Source organism: Caballeronia sp. PC1 (assembly GCF_021353155.1).
Taxonomy (GTDB): domain Bacteria; phylum Pseudomonadota; class Gammaproteobacteria; order Burkholderiales; family Burkholderiaceae; genus Caballeronia; species Caballeronia cordobensis.
Map to the genome: position 1 here is coordinate 2228137 of NZ_JAJUBH010000001.1, position 19049 is coordinate 2247185.

The 19049-nt window shown below is 63.6% G+C and carries 18 protein-coding genes; 9 read left to right on the top strand and 9 right to left on the bottom strand.

Going from position 1 to position 19049, the window contains the following annotated elements; all coding sequences use genetic code 11:
* The 6 genes from ubiA to recG form a co-directional block, all read right to left on the bottom strand.
* Nucleotides 1-858 (bottom strand): 4-hydroxybenzoate octaprenyltransferase, encoded by an 858-nt coding sequence (gene ubiA, locus LY284_RS10660; RefSeq protein WP_014190443.1) that lies wholly within the window; start codon nt 856-858, stop codon nt 1-3.
* 111 nt (nt 859-969) lie between these two features.
* Nucleotides 970-1458, bottom strand: a complete 489-nt coding sequence (locus LY284_RS10665) for a Dps family protein (protein ID WP_014190442.1) — start codon at nt 1456-1458, stop codon at nt 970-972.
* 163 nt (nt 1459-1621) lie between these two features.
* Nucleotides 1622-1774, bottom strand: a complete 153-nt coding sequence (locus tag LY284_RS10670) for a hypothetical protein (protein WP_175582447.1) — start codon at nt 1772-1774, stop codon at nt 1622-1624.
* Nucleotides 1775-1807: 33 nt separating this feature from the next.
* Complete coding sequence (locus LY284_RS10675; RefSeq protein ID WP_014190441.1) at nt 1808-3280, bottom strand: catalase; 1473 nt, start codon at nt 3278-3280, stop codon at nt 1808-1810.
* 302 nt (nt 3281-3582) lie between these two features.
* Nucleotides 3583-4542 (bottom strand): hydrogen peroxide-inducible genes activator, encoded by a 960-nt coding sequence (locus LY284_RS10680; RefSeq protein WP_014190440.1) that lies wholly within the window; start codon nt 4540-4542, stop codon nt 3583-3585.
* 122 nt (nt 4543-4664) lie between these two features.
* Complete coding sequence (recG, locus tag LY284_RS10685) at nt 4665-6848, bottom strand: ATP-dependent DNA helicase RecG (protein ID WP_233385938.1); 2184 nt, start codon at nt 6846-6848, stop codon at nt 4665-4667.
* Between the two features lie 91 nt (nt 6849-6939).
* Between recG and queA the strand changes: the two genes are divergently transcribed.
* From queA to secF, 5 genes are all read left to right on the top strand, one after another.
* A complete protein-coding gene (gene queA / locus LY284_RS10690; protein WP_014190438.1) occupies nt 6940-7983 on the top strand; it encodes a tRNA preQ1(34) S-adenosylmethionine ribosyltransferase-isomerase QueA in 1044 nt (347 codons plus the stop codon).
* A 58-nt stretch (nt 7984-8041) separates the two neighbouring features.
* Nucleotides 8042-9205 (top strand): tRNA guanosine(34) transglycosylase Tgt, encoded by a 1164-nt coding sequence (tgt, locus tag LY284_RS10695; RefSeq protein ID WP_041730913.1) that lies wholly within the window; start codon nt 8042-8044, stop codon nt 9203-9205.
* 208 nt (nt 9206-9413) lie between these two features.
* The gene (gene yajC / locus LY284_RS10700; RefSeq protein ID WP_014190436.1) at nt 9414-9740 is read left to right on the top strand and encodes a preprotein translocase subunit YajC; all 327 of its coding nucleotides are present in this window, start codon (nt 9414-9416) and stop codon (nt 9738-9740) included.
* 138 nt (nt 9741-9878) lie between these two features.
* Nucleotides 9879-11954 carry a protein translocase subunit SecD gene (gene secD / locus LY284_RS10705; protein ID WP_014190435.1) on the top strand — a complete coding sequence of 692 codons (2076 nt, stop codon included), beginning with the start codon at nt 9879-9881 and terminating at the stop codon, nt 11952-11954.
* Nucleotides 11955-11981: 27 nt separating this feature from the next.
* A complete protein-coding gene (secF, locus tag LY284_RS10710; protein WP_014190434.1) occupies nt 11982-12932 on the top strand; it encodes a protein translocase subunit SecF in 951 nt (316 codons plus the stop codon).
* A 77-nt stretch (nt 12933-13009) separates the two neighbouring features.
* On the opposite strand, the gene LY284_RS10715 is transcribed toward secF, so the two are convergent.
* The 3 genes from LY284_RS10715 to LY284_RS10725 all read right to left on the bottom strand — a co-directional run bounded on the left by LY284_RS10715 (nt 13010) and on the right by LY284_RS10725 (nt 14889).
* Nucleotides 13010-13549: a YceI family protein gene (locus LY284_RS10715; RefSeq protein ID WP_375294258.1), complete on the bottom strand. Its 540-nt coding sequence runs from the start codon at nt 13547-13549 to the stop codon at nt 13010-13012.
* A gap of 90 nt (nt 13550-13639) precedes the next feature.
* Complete coding sequence (locus LY284_RS10720) at nt 13640-14194, bottom strand: YceI family protein (RefSeq protein ID WP_014190432.1); 555 nt, start codon at nt 14192-14194, stop codon at nt 13640-13642.
* Nucleotides 14195-14319: 125 nt separating this feature from the next.
* Nucleotides 14320-14889 carry a cytochrome b gene (locus LY284_RS10725; RefSeq protein WP_014190431.1) on the bottom strand — a complete coding sequence of 190 codons (570 nt, stop codon included), beginning with the start codon at nt 14887-14889 and terminating at the stop codon, nt 14320-14322.
* Nucleotides 14890-15342: 453 nt separating this feature from the next.
* Between LY284_RS10725 and LY284_RS10730 the strand changes: the two genes are divergently transcribed.
* Genes LY284_RS10730 through LY284_RS10745 form a run of 4 tightly spaced genes read left to right on the top strand, consistent with a single transcriptional unit; the run spans nt 15343 to nt 19046 of the window.
* Entirely contained in the window at nt 15343-15984 is a 642-nt protein-coding gene (locus tag LY284_RS10730) for a paraquat-inducible protein A (RefSeq protein ID WP_014190430.1), read from the top strand.
* A complete protein-coding gene (locus LY284_RS10735; RefSeq protein ID WP_045450327.1) occupies nt 15981-16661 on the top strand; it encodes a paraquat-inducible protein A in 681 nt (226 codons plus the stop codon). The genes LY284_RS10730 and LY284_RS10735 overlap by 4 nt, the downstream gene beginning before the upstream one ends.
* Nucleotides 16654-18336 carry an intermembrane transport protein PqiB gene (locus LY284_RS10740; protein WP_014190428.1) on the top strand — a complete coding sequence of 561 codons (1683 nt, stop codon included), beginning with the start codon at nt 16654-16656 and terminating at the stop codon, nt 18334-18336. The genes LY284_RS10735 and LY284_RS10740 overlap by 8 nt, the downstream gene beginning before the upstream one ends.
* Complete coding sequence (locus LY284_RS10745) at nt 18333-19046, top strand: membrane integrity-associated transporter subunit PqiC (protein WP_014190427.1); 714 nt, start codon at nt 18333-18335, stop codon at nt 19044-19046. The genes LY284_RS10740 and LY284_RS10745 overlap by 4 nt, the downstream gene beginning before the upstream one ends.
* Nucleotides 19047-19049 lie beyond the last annotated feature (3 nt).

The window sequence follows — 19049 nt, forward strand, 5'->3', positions numbered from 1 at the left end:
TCAAGTCAGCGCGTAGTGCAGCGCAATGCCCGCGAACAGCATCCCGCCCAGCCAGTTGTTATGTTTGAACGCGGCAAAGCACGCCATGCGGTCGCGATTCCGGATGAGCCCATAGTGGTACACCGCGCAACCCGCCGCCGCGAGCCAGCCGAGCCAGTAGAGCCAGCCGAAGCCCAGCGCGAAGCCGATACCCACGTAGATCGCGAGCGTCGCCGCGTAGCACAGCATGACGGCAAGCACGTCGTAGCGCCCGAACGTGAGCGCCGATGTGCGAATGCCGATCTTGATGTCGTCGTCGCGATCGACCATCGCGTATTCGGTGTCGTACGCGACGGACCAGAACACGTTCGCGGCGAGCATGATCCACGCGAGCATCGGCACATGGTTCAGCACGGCGGCGAAGGCCATCGGAATGCCGAAGCCGAACGCGATGCCGAGATACGCCTGCGGAATCGCGAAGAAGCGCTTGGTGAACGGATACGTGCCCGCGACGAAGAGCGCGAACACCGACAGTTCCTTCGTCAGCGTATTGAGCGGCAGGATCAGCAGAAACGCGACGAGCGCGAGCGCCGCCGCCAGCGCCACCGCCTCCCAGGCCTTGATCTTGCCCGACGTGATCGGACGCTCGGCCGTGCGCTTGACGTGCTTGTCGAAGTCGCGATCGGCGTAATCGTTGATCGCGCAGCCCGCCGAGCGCATCAGAATGGTGCCGACGATGAAGATGACGAGCAGCATCGGCGACGGCCTTCCCTCCGACGCGATCCACAGCGCGTTGAGCGTCGGCCACAGCAGCAGCAGACTGCCGATGGGCTTGTCGAGGCGCACGAGGCGCATGTAGAGCGGAAGACGGGCGAGCATGGAAGTCAGACCGAAGAGCACGACGGACTATTTTAGATCAGCGCGTCGCGGCTGCCTCAAAAGCAAAAAACCCGCTGCGAAAGCGGGGTTTTCAGCGAACGGCCGGTGCGATCAGGCCAGCATCGCGCGCAACATCCACGCGGTCTTTTCGTGCGTCTGCATGCGCTGCGTGAGCAGGTCAGCGGTCGGCTCGTCGTTCGCCGCTTCGGTCGCCGGGAAGATTTCGCGCGCCGTGCGCACCACGGCTTCCTGGCCTTCGACCAGTTGCCGGATCATGTCTTCGGCAGCCGGCACACCGTCCGCTTCCGGAATCGACGACAGCTTCGCGAACTCCTTGTAGCTGCCCGGCGCATGCACGCCCAGCGCGCGGATGCGTTCCGCGATCGAATCGACGGCGAGCGCGAGTTCGTTGTATTGCGTCTCGAACATCAGATGCAGCGTGTTGAACATCGGACCTGTCACGTTCCAGTGGAAGTTATGGGTCTTCAGATACAGCGTGTACGTATCGGCCAGCAGTCGGGACAAGCCCTCGGCGATCTTCTTGCGGTCTTTGTCGCTGATGCCGATATTGACGGCAGGTGCCGTGCCTTTCTTCGCCATGATGACTCCGTGAGAGAGTGATTCGAACGGTGCGGGCGCCGCGCGCAGCGTCTTGCCGCGCGGCGTTTCGAGCGTCCGACAGTTTATCTTAGAAACGGGGAACGCTTTATTGCACGGCGAGACTTCGAAGCGTTCCGGCTGCGCCCTGATGACGCAATCACGCTCACGCGCCGGCCACGCCGCTCGCGACGACGAGCCCATAGCCCGCCGCAACAATGCCGAACGCGATCGCGACGCGCACGCCGCGCGACGCCTGACGGCCCGTCGCTTCGATCTGTTCGACGGCCTGTGCGATATGAACCAGCGCTTGAGACATGATGTTTTCTCCCGGTGTTCGGTTGCGCCGCCTTCAGACGGCGGCCGTGTCTTTCTCGTCGATGATCTGGCCGAGCTTCGCGAGCGCATCGATGACGCCCTGCGCATAAGCCGGATCGATGCGCCGGAAATGCCCGACCTGCCGCGCGACGATCTCGTTCGGCACGCCGTGGATATGCCGCGCGATGTTGCCGAAGAAGCGTTCACGCTGCGCATCGTCGAACAGCCTGAAAAGCGCGGCCGGCTGGCTGTAGTAATCGTCGTCCTCGCGATGGTCGTAGCGATACACCGCGCCGGCCGCGAGCGGCGGCTCGTTCACGCTCGCGTCCTGCGCGAATTCGCCGTAGCGGTTCGGCTCGTAGTTCACGCGCTGGCCGAGATTGCTGTCGGTGCGCATCGCGCCATCGCGATGAAACGAATTCGCGACCGGCGCACGCGGCGCATTCACCGGAATCTGGTGATGGTTGATACCAAGCCGATAACGCTGCGTATCGCCATACGAGAAGAGACGCCCTTGCAGCAAGCGGTCCGGCGAGAAGCCGATGCCCGGCACCACGTTCGCCGGCGTGAACGCGGCCTGCTCGACATCCGCGAAGTAGTTCTGTGCATTGCGATTCAGCTCGATCACGCCGACGTCGATCAGCGGATAGTCCTTGTGCGGCCACACCTTCGTGATGTCGAACGGGTTCATCGCCGAGTTGGCGGCCTGCTCTTCCGTCATCACCTGGATGCGGAAATTCCAGCGCGGGAAATTGCCGTCGTCGATGTTGTTCACGAGGTCGCGCTGCGCGCTCTCACGATCGCCTGCAACGACAGCTGCGGCTTCGGCGTCCGTGTAGTTCTCGAGCGCTTGCTGCGCCTTGAAGTGGAACTTCACATAAAAGCGTTCGTTGTCCTCGTTGATGAACGAGAACGTATGCGAGCCGAAGCCGTGCATCTGCCGGAAGTTCTTCGGAATGCCGCGGTCGCTCATGAGAATCGTGACCTGATGCAGCGATTCCGGATGACGCGACCAGAAATCCCACGCCGCGACATTGCTGCGCAGATTCGTGTACGGATCGCGCTTTTGCGTGTGGATGAAGTCGGGGAACTTGAGCGGGTCGCGGATGAAAAACACCGGCGTGTTGTTGCCGACCACGTCCCAGTTGCCCTCTTCCGTGTAGAACTTGATCGAGAAGCCGCGCACGTCGCGCTCGGCATCGGCGGCGCCGCGCTCGCCCGCGACGGTCGAAAAGCGCATGAAGATCGGCGTTTCCTTGCCGACGCCCGCGAACAGCTTCGCCTTCGTGTAGCGCGAGATGTCGTGCGTCACGCGGAACGTGCCGAACGCGCCGGAACCTTTCGCGTGCACACGGCGCTCGGGAATCACCTCGCGGTCGAAGTGCGCGAGCTTCTCGACGAGCCAGAAGTCCTGAAGCGTGACGGGACCGCGCGGGCCGGCGGTCTGCGCGTTCTGGTTGTCGCCGACGGGCGCGCCTGCTGCGGTCGTGAGTCGTTGGGTCGTCATCGTGATGCTCCTGTTTTGCGTTGGCGTTGGATGAATGCGCGGCGCGTGCTCAGGCAACGCGGGCGAAATCGGCGAGGATCGACACCGCCATGTCGCGCAGGCTGTTCCAGCGGTCGAAGAAGGTCGTGGCGGTCATGGAATCCTCTTTCTGTGTGAGCTTGAAGAGGATCGTATCTAACGCTATCGATTTTTATAAATCGATTATTTTTATCTATTTGATAGCTGCGATGCGGCACCATAAACGAAAACGCCGCGCTCCGTCTCCGGCGCGCGGCGTTCGCTTTGAGCGAAGCGAGGTGCGATCAGTTGACCGCGACGGGCATATCGAGCTTCTTCACGCCCGGCAGATCGCAATTGGCAATCGCTTCCGAAATGGCGTCGATGGCGGGCATGCGCGTAAAGCTCTTGCGCCACGCGAGCACGACGCGCCGGTCCGGCACGGGCTCGTCGAACGGCACGTAGCTGAGCAAACCGGAATCGATGCCGGGCGCATGCGGCTTCACTTCGCTCACCGACATGCGCGGCAGCACCGTGATACCGACGCCGCTCGCGACCATATGGCGAATGGTTTCCAGCGACGAGCCTTCGAACGTCTTCTGGATGCCGTCCGCGTTCTGCGAGAAGCGCATGAGTTCGGGGCAGACGCCGAGCACGTGATCGCGGAAGCAATGGCCGCTGCCGAGTAGCAGCATGGTTTCCTGCTTGAGATCGTCCGGATCGATCTTCGCGCGGTTTTCCCACGCGTGGCCCGACGGCATGGCGACGACGAACGGCTCGTCGTAGAGCGCGCGCACCATCAGACCGGTTTCGGGAAACGGCAGCGCCATGATGGCGACATCGATTTCGCCTTGCTTCAGCAGCTCGATCAGCTTGAGGGTGTAATTCTCCTGAAGCATCAGCGGCATCTGCGGCACGGATTTGATCATCTGCTTGACGAGCGTGGGCAGCAGATACGGTCCGATGGTGTAGATGACGCCCAGCCTGAGCGGTCCGACGAGCGGATCCTTGCCCTGCTTGGCGATTTCCTTGATGGCGAGCGTCTGTTCGAGCACGCGCTGCGCCTGGGTGACGATCTGCTCGCCGATGGGCGTCACGCTGACTTCGCTCGTGCCGCGCTCGAAGATCTGCACGTTCAGTTCGTCTTCGAGCTTCTTGATAGCCACCGACAGCGTCGGCTGGCTGACGAAGCACGCCTCGGCCGCGCGGCCGAAATGCCGTTCGCGCGCAACCGCGACGATGTACTTCAGTTCAGTGAGCGTCATTGGAGGCCAATGAAATACATTGATTCGATAGGTTTGACTTATACACCCGCTGACCGCACTTCGACAACAGCGAGGCTGTAACGCCCAATTAGGGACCGACGCGACGCCCGCAAGTTCAGCGACTACGCCTTTAAATAATGCTCGCGCGCGCCGAGCCAGCGCGCGAGATGGCGCGTGACCGCGTCGGGAAACGACTTGAGCATCCGGTCGGCGGCTTCGCGCGCGGGTTCGATCAGCCAGCCGTCGTTTTCGAGACTGGCGAAACGCAGCATGGCTTCGCCCGACTGCCGCGCGCCGAGAAACTCGCCCGGACCGCGGATTTCCAGATCGCGCCGGGCGATCTCGAAGCCGTCGGTGGTCTCGCGCATCGTCTTCAGACGCTCGCGCGCCGTCTGCGACAGCGGATTTGCATACATCAGCACGCAGATGGACGCCGCGCTGCCGCGCCCCACGCGCCCGCGCAACTGATGCAACTGCGCGAGCCCGAAACGCTCGGCGTGCTCGATCACCATCAGCGACGCGTTGGGCACGTCCACGCCGACTTCGATCACCGTCGTCGCGACGAGCAGTTGCACTTCGTTGCGCGAAAACGCGTCCATGACGGCGGCTTTTTCGGCGGGCGCGAGACGGCCGTGCACCAGCCCGACACGCAATTTAGGCAGCGCGGCGGCGAGGGTCTCGTAGGTTTCCACAGCCGTTTGCAACTGCAGCGTTTCGCTTTCCTCGATCAGCGGGCAGACCCAGTAGACCTGCCGCCCGGTCAGCGCCGCCTCGCGCACGCGGCCGATGATCTCGTCGCGGCGGCCGTCCGAAACGACTTTCGTCAGGATCGGCGTGCGTCCGGGCGGCAGTTCGTCGATCGTGGACACGTCGAGATCGGCGTAATAGGTCATGGCGAGCGTGCGCGGGATCGGCGTGGCGGACATCATCAGTTGATGCGGCTGGAAATCCCGTGCGCCGTCCGCCGCGTTGGCTGCCTTCGCACGCAGCGCAAGCCGCTGCGCGACGCCGAAGCGATGCTGCTCGTCGACGATCACGAGACCCAGGCGCGCGAACTCCACCGCATCCTGAATGATCGCGTGCGTGCCGATGACCAGTTGCGCCGTGCCGAGCGCGGCCGCTTCGAGCGCGGCGCGCTTCTCCTTCGCCTTGAGACTGCCCGCGAGCCACGCGACCGACACGCCGAGCGGCTCCAGCCAGCCGCGCAGCTTGCGCGCGTGCTGTTCCGCGAGGATTTCGGTCGGCGCCATGAGCGCGGCCTGATAACCGGCGTCGATGGCCTGCGCCGCCGCGAGCGCCGCGACGATGGTCTTGCCGCTGCCGACATCGCCCTGTAAGAGACGCTGCATCGGATGCGCGAGCGTGAGCTCCCCCGCGATTTCCGCGACCACGCGCTGCTGCGCGCCGGTCAGCGCGAACGGCAACGCCTGGAGCAGCCGCACGACGAGCGATTGTTCGTCGCCGGCCAGGCGGCGCGGCATGGCGGGCGCGGCGCGGGTGCGGCGCTCTTCGTGCGCGCGCTTGAGCGACAGTTGCTGCGCGAGCAGTTCCTCGAACTTGATGCGCGTCCACGCCGGATGCGTGCCGTCGATGAGCGCGGTTTCGTCCGAATCCGCGCGCGGATGATGCAACGTCTTGACGGCGTCGAGCAGGCCGGGCACGTCGAGCGGTTTCAGATAGGCATGCGCGATCGGTTCGGGCAAAAGCTCCGGCAGCGACACGCGCGAAATCGCCGAGTCGATCGCCTTGCGCAAATAGGCCTGCGAGACGCCCGCCGTCGACGGATACACCGGCGTGAGCGCTTGCGGCAACGGCGTGTCTTCGTCGACCGGACGCACCGCCGGATGCACCATCTCCAGCCCGAAGAAGCCGCCGCGCACGTCGCCGCGCACGCGCAGCCGCACGCCGATGGCCATCTGCTTGACCTGCGAGCCGTAAAAATTGAGAAAGCGCAGCGTGAGCTCGTCGCCGGCCTCGTCGTGAATTTTCACCAGCAACTGGCGGCGCGGCCGGTACGCGATTTCGTTATCGAACACGACGCCTTCGGTCTGCGCGATATCGCCGGGAATCAGCTCGCCGATGGGCGTGAGCTGCGTCTCGTCTTCGTAGCGCATCGGCAGATGCAGCACGAGATCGATGTCGGATTTGAGGCCGAGCTTGGCGAGCTTGTCCGCCGTTTTCACGACAGGTTTCGGCTTATCCTCCGTTTTCGCCTTCTTGCGCGCGGCGGCGGGAGCGCGCGGCGCTTCGCTTTCCTCCACGGGCAGCGGATCGGTCGAGGCCAAACGGCGGTCGGACAAGGGCATTGACTCTCTTCGCAAGTACAATATGAGGTTTGTTCGGCGCGATTGAACTCGATGACACTTCGTTCGCGCCCGTTCGCGCAACGTTCAAGCCATGTTCACGCTTTCCGATTTCGATTTTAATCTGCCGCCCGAGCTGATCGCGCAGAGTGCGCTCGCCGAGCGCAGCGCGAGCCGTCTGCTCGACGTGTCCGGCGGCCCGGCGCCAACCCGGCTCGTCGACCGGCGCTTCTCCGAGTTGCCGAATCTCGTCGATGCCGGCGACCTGCTGGTGTTCAACGATACCAAAGTCCTGAAGGCGCGCTTCTTCGGCCAGAAGGCCAGCGGCGGGCGCGTCGAAGTCCTGGTCGAGCGTCTGACCGGCGCGACCACGGCGCTCGCGCAGATCCGCGCGAGCAAGAGCCCGGCCGAAGGCGGCACGATCCGCCTCGCGGATGCGTTCGACGTGACCGTCGGCGAGCGCGTCGAGCCGTTCTACACGCTGCATTTCCCGGCCGAATGCCTGACGCTCATCGAGCAATACGGGCGCTTGCCGCTGCCGCCGTACATCGAGCACGACGCCGACGCCTACGACGAAACGCGCTATCAGACGGTCTATGCGGCCAATCCGGGCGCGGTGGCCGCGCCGACCGCCGGCCTGCATTTCGACGACGCGCTCTTCGCCGAACTGGACGCGCGCGGCGCCGAGCGCGCGACCTTGACGCTGCATGTCGGCGCGGGCACGTTTCAGCCGGTGCGCGTGGAGAACATCGCCGAGCACAAGATGCACAGCGAGTGGTACGACCTGCCGCAATCGCTCGCCGAGCGCATCGCGGCGGTGAAGGCGCGCGGCAATAAGGTGATCGCGGTCGGCACCACGTCCATGCGCGCGCTGGAAGCCGCCGCCCGCGACGCCGCGCAAGCGGGCAAACCGCTCGCCGCAACGCAGGCGGAAACCGATATCTTCATCACGCCGGGCTACGAATTCCGCGTCGTCGACCGGCTGGTGACGAATTTCCACTTGCCGAAATCGACGCTGCTGATGCTCGTGTCCGCGTTCGCCGGCATGGAGACGATTCGCGACGCGTACAAACACGCGATCGAGCAGCGTTATCGCTTTTTCAGTTATGGCGACGCGATGTTGCTGACGCGCGCTTAACCCGTTTCATCAACACACTTTGCGCCGGACTGTTCTCCGGTTGCAGGAGCTTCAGAAGATGACCGAAGGTCAACATACCCCGCCCGAAAACGGGCTCAAGTTCGAATTGCTCACGACCGACGGCCAGGCGCGCCGCGGCCGCCTCACGCTCAATCACGGCGTGGTCGAAACGCCGATCTTCATGCCGGTCGGCACCTACGGCACCGTCAAGGCAATCCAGCCGCGCGAACTCGAAGAAATCCGCGCGCAGATCATCCTCGGCAACACGTTTCACCTCTGGCTGCGTCCGGGGCTCGAAGTCATCGGCGCGCATGGCGGCCTGCACCGGTTCATGGGCTGGAACCGGCCGATCCTCACCGACTCTGGCGGCTTTCAGGTGTTTTCGCTGGGCGATCTGCGCAAGATCACCGAAGATGGCGTCACGTTCGCCTCGCCGATCAACGGCGACAAGCTGTTCCTCTCGCCCGAAGTGTCGATGCAGATCCAGAAGGTGCTGAACTCGGACATCGTCATGCAGTTCGACGAATGCACGCCCTACTCGACCAACGGCATTGCGACTTCGCACAAGGACGCCGCCGACTCCATGCGCATGTCGATGCGCTGGGCGAAGCGCTCCATCGACGAATTCGAGCGGCTCGGCAATCCGAATGCGCTCTTCGGCATCGTGCAGGGCGGCATGTTCGAGGACCTGCGCGACGAATCGCTCGCGGGCCTCTCCGATATCGGCTTTCACGGCCTCGCGATCGGCGGCCTGTCGGTCGGCGAGCCGAAGGAAGACATGATGCGCGTGCTGAACCATATCGGCCCGAAGCTGCCCGCGGACAAGCCGCATTACCTGATGGGCGTCGGCACGCCGGAAGATCTCGTCGCGGGCGTGGCGGCGGGCGTCGACATGTTCGACTGCGTGATGCCCACGCGCAATGCGCGCAACGGCTGGCTCTTCACGCGCTTCGGCGACCTGAAGATCAAGAACGCGACGCACAAGAACTCGATGAAGCCGCTCGACGAATCCTGCGGCTGCTATACGTGCCGGAACTTCACGCGCGGCTATCTGCATCATCTGCATCGCGTGGGCGAGATTCTCGGCGCACAGCTCAATACGATCCACAACCTGCACTACTACCTGGAGTTGATCGGGGAAGTGCGCGAATCGATCGAGAATCACACGTTCGAAGCGTTTCGCAAGACCTTTGCGGAAAACCGGGCGCGCGGCGTCGATTGAGGCGCGTCTCGAAACAGCGCGACGGGGTTTACAATCTGCTTTCTATCGCTTGCGGAAAATGCAGGGAGTTTTCGGGAAAAAATGCCGTAACGGCTTGATGCCAAAGCATTCCCGGGGTCTCGCGGCATGGGCGGGTGGTAGAATACCGGGCTAATTTCTATTCGAGTTTTTCGAACGTATTTCTGACGTTTTTAACGGAGAGACCAACGTGTCGTTCATTTCCAATGCCTTTGCACAAGGCGCAACCGGTGGCGCGGAATCGAGCCTGATGAGCTTCCTGCCGCTGATCCTGATGTTCGCGGTGCTGTACTTCATCATGATCCGTCCGCAGATGAAGCGTCAGAAGGAGCATCGCAACATGCTCTCTGCGATGGCAAAGGGCGACGAAGTCGTGACGAACGGCGGTATCGTCGGCAAGGTGACGAAGGTGTCGGACGCGTACGTGGGCGTGGAAATCGCCGAAGGCACGGAAATCACCGTGCAGAAGGCCGCCGTCACGACCATTCTCCCGAAGGGCACGATCAAGTCGCTGTAAGGCCCGCGGTAAGGCCAATCGTTCCATCGCGTCCGGCGCGGCCTCGCTTGTCGAGCCATCCGCGTCTTCCGACCGGCCCGCAGCGCATATCGCCGGACGCCCTCTCCCCCGAAGCCAACTTTCCGGTCGGCCATCCCCATGAATCGTTATCCCCTCTGGAAGTATGTCGTGATGCTGGTGGCGCTCGTCATCGGCCTCGTGTACACGCTCCCCAACTTCTTCGGCGAAGCGCCCGCAGTTCAGGTGTCGAGCGGCAAGGCGACGGTCAAGCTCGATTCGTCGACGCTCTCGACCGTCGAAGCCGCGCTCGCCGCGAGCAACATCAAGGCCGACGAAGTCACCTTCGACAACGCGCAACTGAACGCGAACATCCGCGTGCGCCTGAAGGACACGGACACGCAGCTGCACGTGAAAGATCTGCTCACGAAAGCGCTGAACGCCGATCCGTCCGATCCGCAGTACATCGTCGCGCTGAACCTGCAGAGCGCCTCGCCGCGCTGGCTGACGGCCCTGCACGCGCTGCCGATGTACCTCGGTCTCGACCTGCGCGGCGGCGTGCACTTCCTGCTCCAGGTCGACATGGCCGGCGCGCTCAACAAGAAGCTCGACTCCGACGCCGCCGACGCGCGCACGTACCTGCGCGACCGCAATATCCGCGACGGCGGCGTGAACCGCGTCGGGCAATCGGTCGCCGTGAATTTTTCGGATCAGGCCGCGGCGGACAACGCGCGCACGCTGCTCCAGACGGGCGTGTCCGAACTGCAGTGGACCACGCGCCAGGGCGGCGACGGCTTCCAGGTCGTCGGCACCTTTGCGCCGGACGCGCAGAAGACCGTCGAGGATGCCGCGCTCAAACAGAACATCACCACGCTGCATAACCGCGTGAACGAGCTCGGCGTCGCGGAGCCGGTGATCCAGCAGCAGGGCTCGGACCGCATCGTGGTCGAGCTGCCGGGCGTGCAGGACACCGCGAAGGCGAAGGACATCATCGGCCGCACGGCGACGCTCGAAGCGCGTCTCGCCGACCCGATCAACACCTATATCGGCCCGAACGACGCGGTGCCGCCCGGCGACGAGGCGTTCAAGCAGGGCGACCGCATCGTGCTCTTGCGCAAGCAGGTGATCTTCACCGGCGACCGCATCGTCGATGCATCCGCGGGCTTCGACGAGCATCAGCGCCCGTCCGTCAACATCCGTCTCGATTCCGCTGGCGGCCGCGCGGTGTCGGCGGTGTCGCGCGACAACATCGGCAAGCCGATGGCCATGGTGCTCTTCGAAAAGGGCAAGGGCGAAGTGCTGACGGTCGCGACCATCCAGTCCGAACTCGGCGACCGCTTCTCGATCACCGGCCAGCCGACGCCGCAAGCCGCCACCGATCTCGCGCTGCTGCTGCGCGCCGGTTCGCTCGCGGCGCCGATGGATATCATCGAGGAACGCACGGTCGGCCCGAGCCTCGGCGCGGACAACATCAAGAAGGGTTTCGATTCGGTCACGTACGGTTTCGCCGCGATTGCCGTCTTCATGATCGCGTACTACCTGCTGTTCGGCCTGTTCTCGATGCTCTCCTTGTCGGTCAACCTGCTCTTGCTGGTTGCGGTGCTTTCGCTGCTGCAGGCCACGCTGACGCTGCCGGGCATCGCGGCTATCGCGCTCGCGCTCGGTATGGCGATCGACGCCAACGTGCTGATCAACGAGCGTATCCGCGAAGAACTGCGTAACGGCGCACCGCCGCAGACCGCGATTCAGGAAGGCTTCAAGCACGCCTGGGCGACGATTCTCGACTCGAACGTCACCACGCTGATCGCCGGCCTCGCCCTGCTCGCCTTCGGTTCGGGCCCGGTGCGCGGCTTCGCGGTCGTGCACTGTATCGGCATTCTCACGTCGATGTTCTCGGCCGTGTTCTTCTCGCGCGGCCTCGTGAACCTGTGGTACGGCGGCAAGAAGAAGCTGAAGTCGCTCGCGATCGGTCAGGTGTGGCGTCCGGACGGCGCGAATGCCGAAGCGGCCGCGGCTGCTTATCTCGCGGCGCAGCGCGGCGACGACTCGCCCGTGGACGAAATCGTGAAGACGGCCAAGGGCAAGACGAAGACCGCCGTGGCCGCGCCGCGCGCAGCGGAACCGGCCACTCAGGCGAGCCCGCGCACCGGCAAGCCGTCGGTGCGCCGCCGCTCCGGTCCTGGCATCGATCAACAGAAACCGGGCCAGTCGCACTGATCCCGCTCTAGTCCGGAGAGACAAGACATGGAATTTTTCCGCATCCGCCGCGACTTGCCGTTCATGGAGCGCGCGTTGATTTTCAACGTGATTTCGCTCGTGACGTTCCTCGTGGCCGTGTTTTTCCTCATGCATCGCGGCCTGCATCTGTCGGTGGAGTTCACCGGCGGCACGGTCGTCGAAGTGCAATATCCGCAAGCCGCGCAACTCGAACCCGTGCGCGCGTCGATGGCGAAGCTCGGCTACGCCGATGCGCAGGTGCAGAACTTCGGCACCTCGCAGGACGTGCTGATCCGTCTGCCGCTCAAGCAGGGCCTCACCTCGGCGCAGCAGAGCGATCAGGTGATGACCGCGCTCAAGGCCGACAACGCGCAAGTGAAGCTGCAGCGCGTGGAGTTCGTCGGACCGCAGGTGGGCAAGGAGCTCGTCACGAACGGCCTGCTCGCGCTGGCGTGCGTGGTGATCGGCATCGTCATTTACCTGTCGTTTCGCTTCGAATGGAAGTACGCGGTGGCGGGCGTCATCGCCAACCTGCACGACGTGGTGATCATTCTCGGCTTCTTCGCCTACTTCCAGTGGGAGTTCTCGCTGTCGGTGCTGGCGGCGATTCTCGCGGTGCTCGGCTATTCGGTGAACGAGTCGGTGGTTATCTTCGACCGGATTCGCGAGACGTTCCGCAAGCAGCGCAAGATGACGGTCAAGGAAGTCATCGACCACGCGATCACGAGCACGATGTCGCGAACCATCATCACCCACGGCTGTACGGAAATGATGGTGCTGTCGATGTTCTTCTTCGGCGGCCCGACGCTTCACTACTTCGCGCTGGCGCTGACGGTAGGTATCCTTTTCGGTATCTATTCGTCGGTGTTCGTCGCGGCGGCGCTCGCGATGTGGTTCGGCGTGAAGCGCGAGGATCTCGTGAAGGACAAGAAGGACAAGTTCGATCCGAACGATCCGAACGCCGGCGCGCAGGTTTGAGCGGCGCGCGTTTCGTCAGGACGTAAAAAAGCGGCCGGTCTTCACAGACCGGCCGCTTTGTTTTCAGGCGCGGAGATTTACTGCTTCACGCCTTCCGCCTGAATATGCAGCACCGTCTTCAGGCTGAATCCATATGCCTTGCCGTAGTCCATGCCGAAGTCGCCGCGATCGAAGGTCGTCGTGGCTTCCACGCCGCACACTTCCTTCTTCATCATCGGGTTCACGAAGCACTTGAAGCTCTCGACCTTCAGGTTGATCGGCTTGGTCACGCCGTGCATCGTCAGCGTGCCGATCACTTCCGAAGGCTTGTCGCCGTCGAACTTGATCGACGTGCCCTTGTACACCGCCGTCGGGTACTTCGCGACATCGAAGAACTCGGCTTTTTGCAGATGCTCGTCCAGCTTCACGTTGCCGGTGTTCACCGAAGCGATGTCGATCGTCACGTCGACCGTGCCGGTCTTGGCCGCGCGATCGAGCACGACGCTGCCGCTGCTCTTGTTGAACTTGCCGCGCCACGTCGAGATGCCGCCGAAGTGATCCGCTTCGAAGCTCGGATACGTGTGGTTCGGGTCGAGCTGATACGTGTCCGCCGCCATTGCGCCGAACGAAAGACCCATTGCGAGCGCGCCCGCCGCGATGATCGAAAGCTTTTTCAAGTTGTTCTCCTGACTAACCAGATACGCGCAGATACGCGAAAAATGCACCGCTCACTTCTTCGCGGCGACGATGTGAAACTTGATGACGACGTCGTCCGCCACGATCGACGTATCCTTCCATTCACCCGTTCCGACATCGAACTGGGTGCGTTTGATCGGCAGCGCGCCGTCGAAGGTCTCCGTCGCGCCCTGCTGCGTGACCGTCACCGGCACCGTGACGGTCTGCGACTTGCCCTTGATCGTGATCTTGCCCGTGACGTTGTACTTGTTGCCGCCCGCGGGCGCGATCGCGCTGGAGACGAAGGTCGCGGTGGGGTACTTGCCCGCATCGAACCATTCCGCGCCGCGCACCTGCTTGTTGTACTCGTCGTCGCCGAGGTCGTAGCTGCCGGTGTCGATCGTGATGTTCGCCGTGCCTGCCGCCGGCTTGGCCGGATCGAACGCGATCTGCGCGCTGAACTTGTTGAACTTGCCGTCGGTAGGCACGTTCATCTGCTTCGACGTGGCGATCACCGTGCTCTTGCTGACATCCACCTGCGCATGCGCGGCGGCCGCGATAGCGAGCGTAGCGGCCACGGCCATCCAACGATTGAGTTTCACTTTCATGTGTGCCCTGTTGAAACGATTCGATGCGGTTTGAAAAGGCAAACCGGTATTGGAAATCAAAAGAACGCAAGAACAATCAGCCGCCGGGAAACGTCCTGCCAACGGCGAGGAAACAATCGGCGCGCTTATCTGAGAAACGGCAGCATGCGCCCGAGCAAGCCGTCGCGATCGACGAAATGGTGCTTGAGCGCAGCGAGCACGTGCATCACGACGAAGAACAGCAGCGTGTAGTTCAACGCGACATGCACGATGCGCAGCGTGGCCTTCAGCGCCTTGTCCGGGCCGATGATCGTCGGCAACGGCAGCACGCCGAGATACACGACCTGGATCCCCGCCGCCGAGCTGTACAGATAACCTGACACGGGAATGACGAGCATCAGCACGTAGAGCAGAAAGTGCGTGAGATTGGCCGCGCTCTGCTGCCAGCGCGGCATGCCGCCGGGCATCGGCGGCGCCGGGTGCGTGGCGCGCCACAGCACGCGCAGCAGCGCGAGCGCGAAGACCGTCACGCCGATCCACTTGTGCCACGAGAAGTACTTGAGCTTCGTGGGCGTGATGCCGGGGATATCGGTCATGATCCAGCCAAGGCCGAAGCCGCCGACGATCAACAACGCGATCAGCCAGTGCAAGCCGATCGCCGTGGCGCTGTAACCTTGCTCCGGCGCTGTCGCCGCGATGCGCGCACTGCTTTCCATATTGCTTTCACCCAGTGTGTTCGATGGTTCCCGGCTCGCCGTCAGCCGGCGACGAGTAGCGTAGGCCGCCATGCTACATCAACGATAACGATTTGCCAGCGCGCGCAAAATGCGCCTCGCAACGGCGCAAAGCCCCGTGCGGCGCGGCTTTGCGGGCTGCCGGACCACGCTTGCACGCGCTCGCGTATCACGCATGCAACGAACTATTTCACGCGTGCAACGGTCGATGGAAACGCAAAGAGGCAGCGTGAACAGCGCCGCAATCCGGCCTGGAAGAGTTAACGAGCCACGAGATGATTTCATTCCGCTTGTAATGAAGCGTCATGCCCGGCTGCCATGGGGCCGACATCCATGCGTCATTTGATAACATGCTGCTGCGCATTGCGCTGGCCCGCGGCTTGCTACGCTCTCGCGGCGTCCGAAAAATCCGCTCGACCTTCTCGGGCCTCGACCATGAACGCGAACGAACCGGACGAACTCATCGCGTGTCACGAATGCGACGCGCTTTTTTATAAACGTGCATTGCCCCGGCGCACATCGGCGAAATGCACGCGCTGCGGATCACTGCTTTATCGCAGCATCTCGTCGAATCTCGACAAGATCTCCGCGATGACGCTCGCCGCGCTCGTCACGTTCGTGATCGCGCAGGCCTTTCCCATCGTCGAACTGGATGCCAACGGGCTGACCTCGCAGACGACGCTCATCGGCGCGATCGTTGCGCTGTGGAACGAGCAGATGGAGATCATGGCCGTCCTCGTCTTCTGCTCGACGGTCCTCTTTCCGTTGAGCGAACTCATCGCGCTGCTGTACGTGCTGATCCCGCTGCGCTCGGGTTACGTACCGCCGGGCTTTCACGCGCTGTTGCGCGCGATCCAGTTCGTGCGCCCGTGGGGGATGATCGAAGTCTTCATGCTCGGCGTGCTGGTCACGCTCGTGAAAATGGTGAGCATCGCGCGGGTGATTCCCGAAGCGGCGCTCTTCGCATTCGGCGCGCTCACGCTGATGTTCGCAGTCGTCGTGAGCTTCGATCCGCGCGCGCTGTGGGACATCGCGAGCCGGCTCGGCCCGCGCCCCGCCACGAGGCCAAAACAATGAGCGACACCATGGAACAGCCGGCAGGCGTCGACGCGCCGCAGCCGCAATTGACGACCGCCTCGCGCGCGCATCTCGTGGCCTGTCACGCGTGCGGGCTCGTGCAGCCGCTCGCGCACACCATCGAGAAGCAGCGCTGCACGCGCTGCGACGCGGTCGTGCACCGGCGCCATCCCGACAGCATCGCGCGCACGTGGGCGCTGCTCATCAGCGCGGCGATTCTCTATATTCCCGCGAACCTGTTTCCGATCATGCATACGTCGTCGATCCTCGGCTCCGAGGACGACACCATCATGAGCGGCGTCGCGCTGTTCTGGAACGACGGCGATTATCCGCTCGCCGCCGTGATCTTCATCGCCAGCATTCTGGTGCCGATGCTCAAGCTCTTCACGCTCGGCTTTCTCGTCGTCAGCGTGCAGCGGCATTCGCAATGGCAACCGCGCCAGCGCACGACGCTGTTTCGCATCGTCGAAGGCATCGGCCGCTGGTCGATGCTCGATGTCTTCGTGATCACGCTCACCATCGCGCTCGTGCGCTTCAAGTCGCTCGCCGTCATCACGCCGGGACCGGGCGCGCTCGCGTTCGCATCGGTCGTCGTACTGACGATGATCGCGTCCATGCAATTCGACCCGCGCCTCATCTGGGACAACATAGAACCGTCAGGAAAGAAACATGACTAGTGCCCAAGGTCCGAACGACCCGAAGCAGCCCGCGCCGCCGTCCGCCGACGGCAGCAACGGCGTTCAAGGCAAAGGCGGCGGACTGCCGCCGAATCTCCCCGAACCCGTGATCGAGCCGCGCAGCCGCTGGCTGCCCTCGCTCGTGTGGGTCATTCCGCTCGTCGCGGCGCTGATCGGGTTGATTCTGGTCGTGAAGACGGTGTCGAGCCGCGGACCGACCGTCACCATCAGCTTCATCTCCGCGGAAGGGCTCGAACCCGGCAAGACCAAGGTGAAGTTCAAGGACGTGGATATCGGCACGGTCAATTCCATCACGTTGTCGAAGGATCATTCTCACGTGCTCGTCGATGTGCAGCTCACCAAGGAAGCGACCGACTTCGCCGTGAAGGACACGCGCTTCTGGGTCGTGCGTCCGCGCGTCGCGGCAAGCGGCGTGACCGGTTTGTCGACGCTCTTGTCCGGCGCGTATATCGGCGTCGATGCGGGCAAATCGACCGTCGACGAGTCCTATTTCGTCGGGCTCGAAACGCCGCCCGCCGTCACCGGCGACCAGAAGGGCCACACGTTCACGCTGCATGGCGAATCGCTCGGCTCGCTCGACATCGGCTCGCCGGTGTATTACCGGCGCGTGCAGGTGGGCCAGGTCGTCGCGTTTTCGCTCGACAAGGACGGCACTGGCGTCACGCTGCAGGTGTTCGTCACCGCGCCTTACGATCAGTACGTCGGCACCAATTCGCGCTGGTGGCATGCGAGCGGCGTCGATCTGCGGCTCGATTCGAGCGGCTTCACGCTCAACACGCAGTCGCTCTCGACCGTGGTGCTCGGCGGCATCGCCTTCCAGACGCCGCCCAACCAGCAGTCCGGCCCGCAGGCGCAGAACAACGCCACCTTCCGTCTCGCCGGCGATCAGGCCGACGCGATGCGCGATCCCGACGGCCAGGCCCTGCATGTCGTGATGAACTTCAATCAGTCGCTGCGCGGGCTGTCGGTCGGCGCGCCGGTCGATTTCCGCGGCATCGTGCTCGGTCAGGTGACAGGCATCGGCGTGCAGTACGATCCGGTCTCGCATCAGTTCAGAATGCCGGTCACGATCGACATCTATCCCGATCGTCTCGGCAGTCGCGTGAGCCGGGCGCTTCCGGAACAGGGTTCGACCGCCAACCAGGACATGCTGCAATTGCTGGTGAAACGCGGCCTGCGCGGACAATTGCGCACCGGCAACCTGTTGACGAGCCAGTTGTATATCGCGCTCGACTTCTTCCCGAAGGCGCCCGCCGCCAAGGTGAGCGCGAGCACCGATCCGGTCGAGTTGCCGACGATTCCGAATACGCTCGACGAACTGCAACTGCAGATCGCGGATATCGCGCGCAAGATCGACAAGATTCCGTTCGACGAAATCGGCACGAACCTGAACGGCTCGCTGAAGAACGCCAACGCGCTGTTCAACCGGCTCGACAAGGAAGTCATGCCGGAAATGAAGGACACGCTCACGCAGGCGAAGAAGACCTTCGGCGACGCGCAATCCACTTTGCAGCAGGATTCGCCGCTGCAATCGGACGTGCATCAGGCGCTGCAAGAACTCACGCGCACGCTGCAATCGCTCAATTCGCTCGCGGATTATCTGGAACGTCATCCGGAATCGCTCGTGCGCGGCAAATCGGGAGACAAACCATGAAGTTCGGCTCGTTGATATCGACCCTGGGCGCGGCCGCGATGCTCGCCGCCTGCGCTTCGCCGGCGAGCCGTTTCTATACGCTCGGCGGCAGCGACGCGCGCCCGGTGTCGTCCGCGCCCGCTTCGTTCTATTTCGAGCTCGCGCCGGTCGATATGCCGCAGCAGGTCGCGCGCAATCAGTTGGTGGTGCAGACGAGCCCCGCGCAGGTGCGCGTGCTCGAAGAAGAGCGCTGGGCGTCGCTGCCTGGCGATGAAGTGCGCCGCGCGCTGTCGGCCGATCTGACGCAGCAACTCGGCGCGATCGATGTCTACGGCACGCCGCATCCGGACGCCGTGCCGGTGTATCGCGTCAAGGTGAACGTGCAGCGCTTCGAATCGTGGCCGGGCGCGCAAGCCGTGATCGACGCCGTGTGGAGCGTGCGCGCCGCCGGCTCCGACATCGTGCTGACCTGCCGGACCGTGGCGCAGGAGCGCGTGGGCTCGGGCTACGACGCGCTCGTGGAGGGTCATCGCAAGGCGGTCGGCGAACTCGGGTCGGCGATCTCCGCGGGCGTGCGCAGCTTGGGCTCGCTGCCGCACGCGACCGCGACGGCGAGCGCGCCGGCCGCGCCCGCGAAGGGCAAAGGCGGCGGAACGGCGGCGAAACCTGCGTCCGCGCCGGTGCTGCCGTGTCCCGTGGCGAACGCGGCGGCGACCGCCAGTTCGCAATAATTT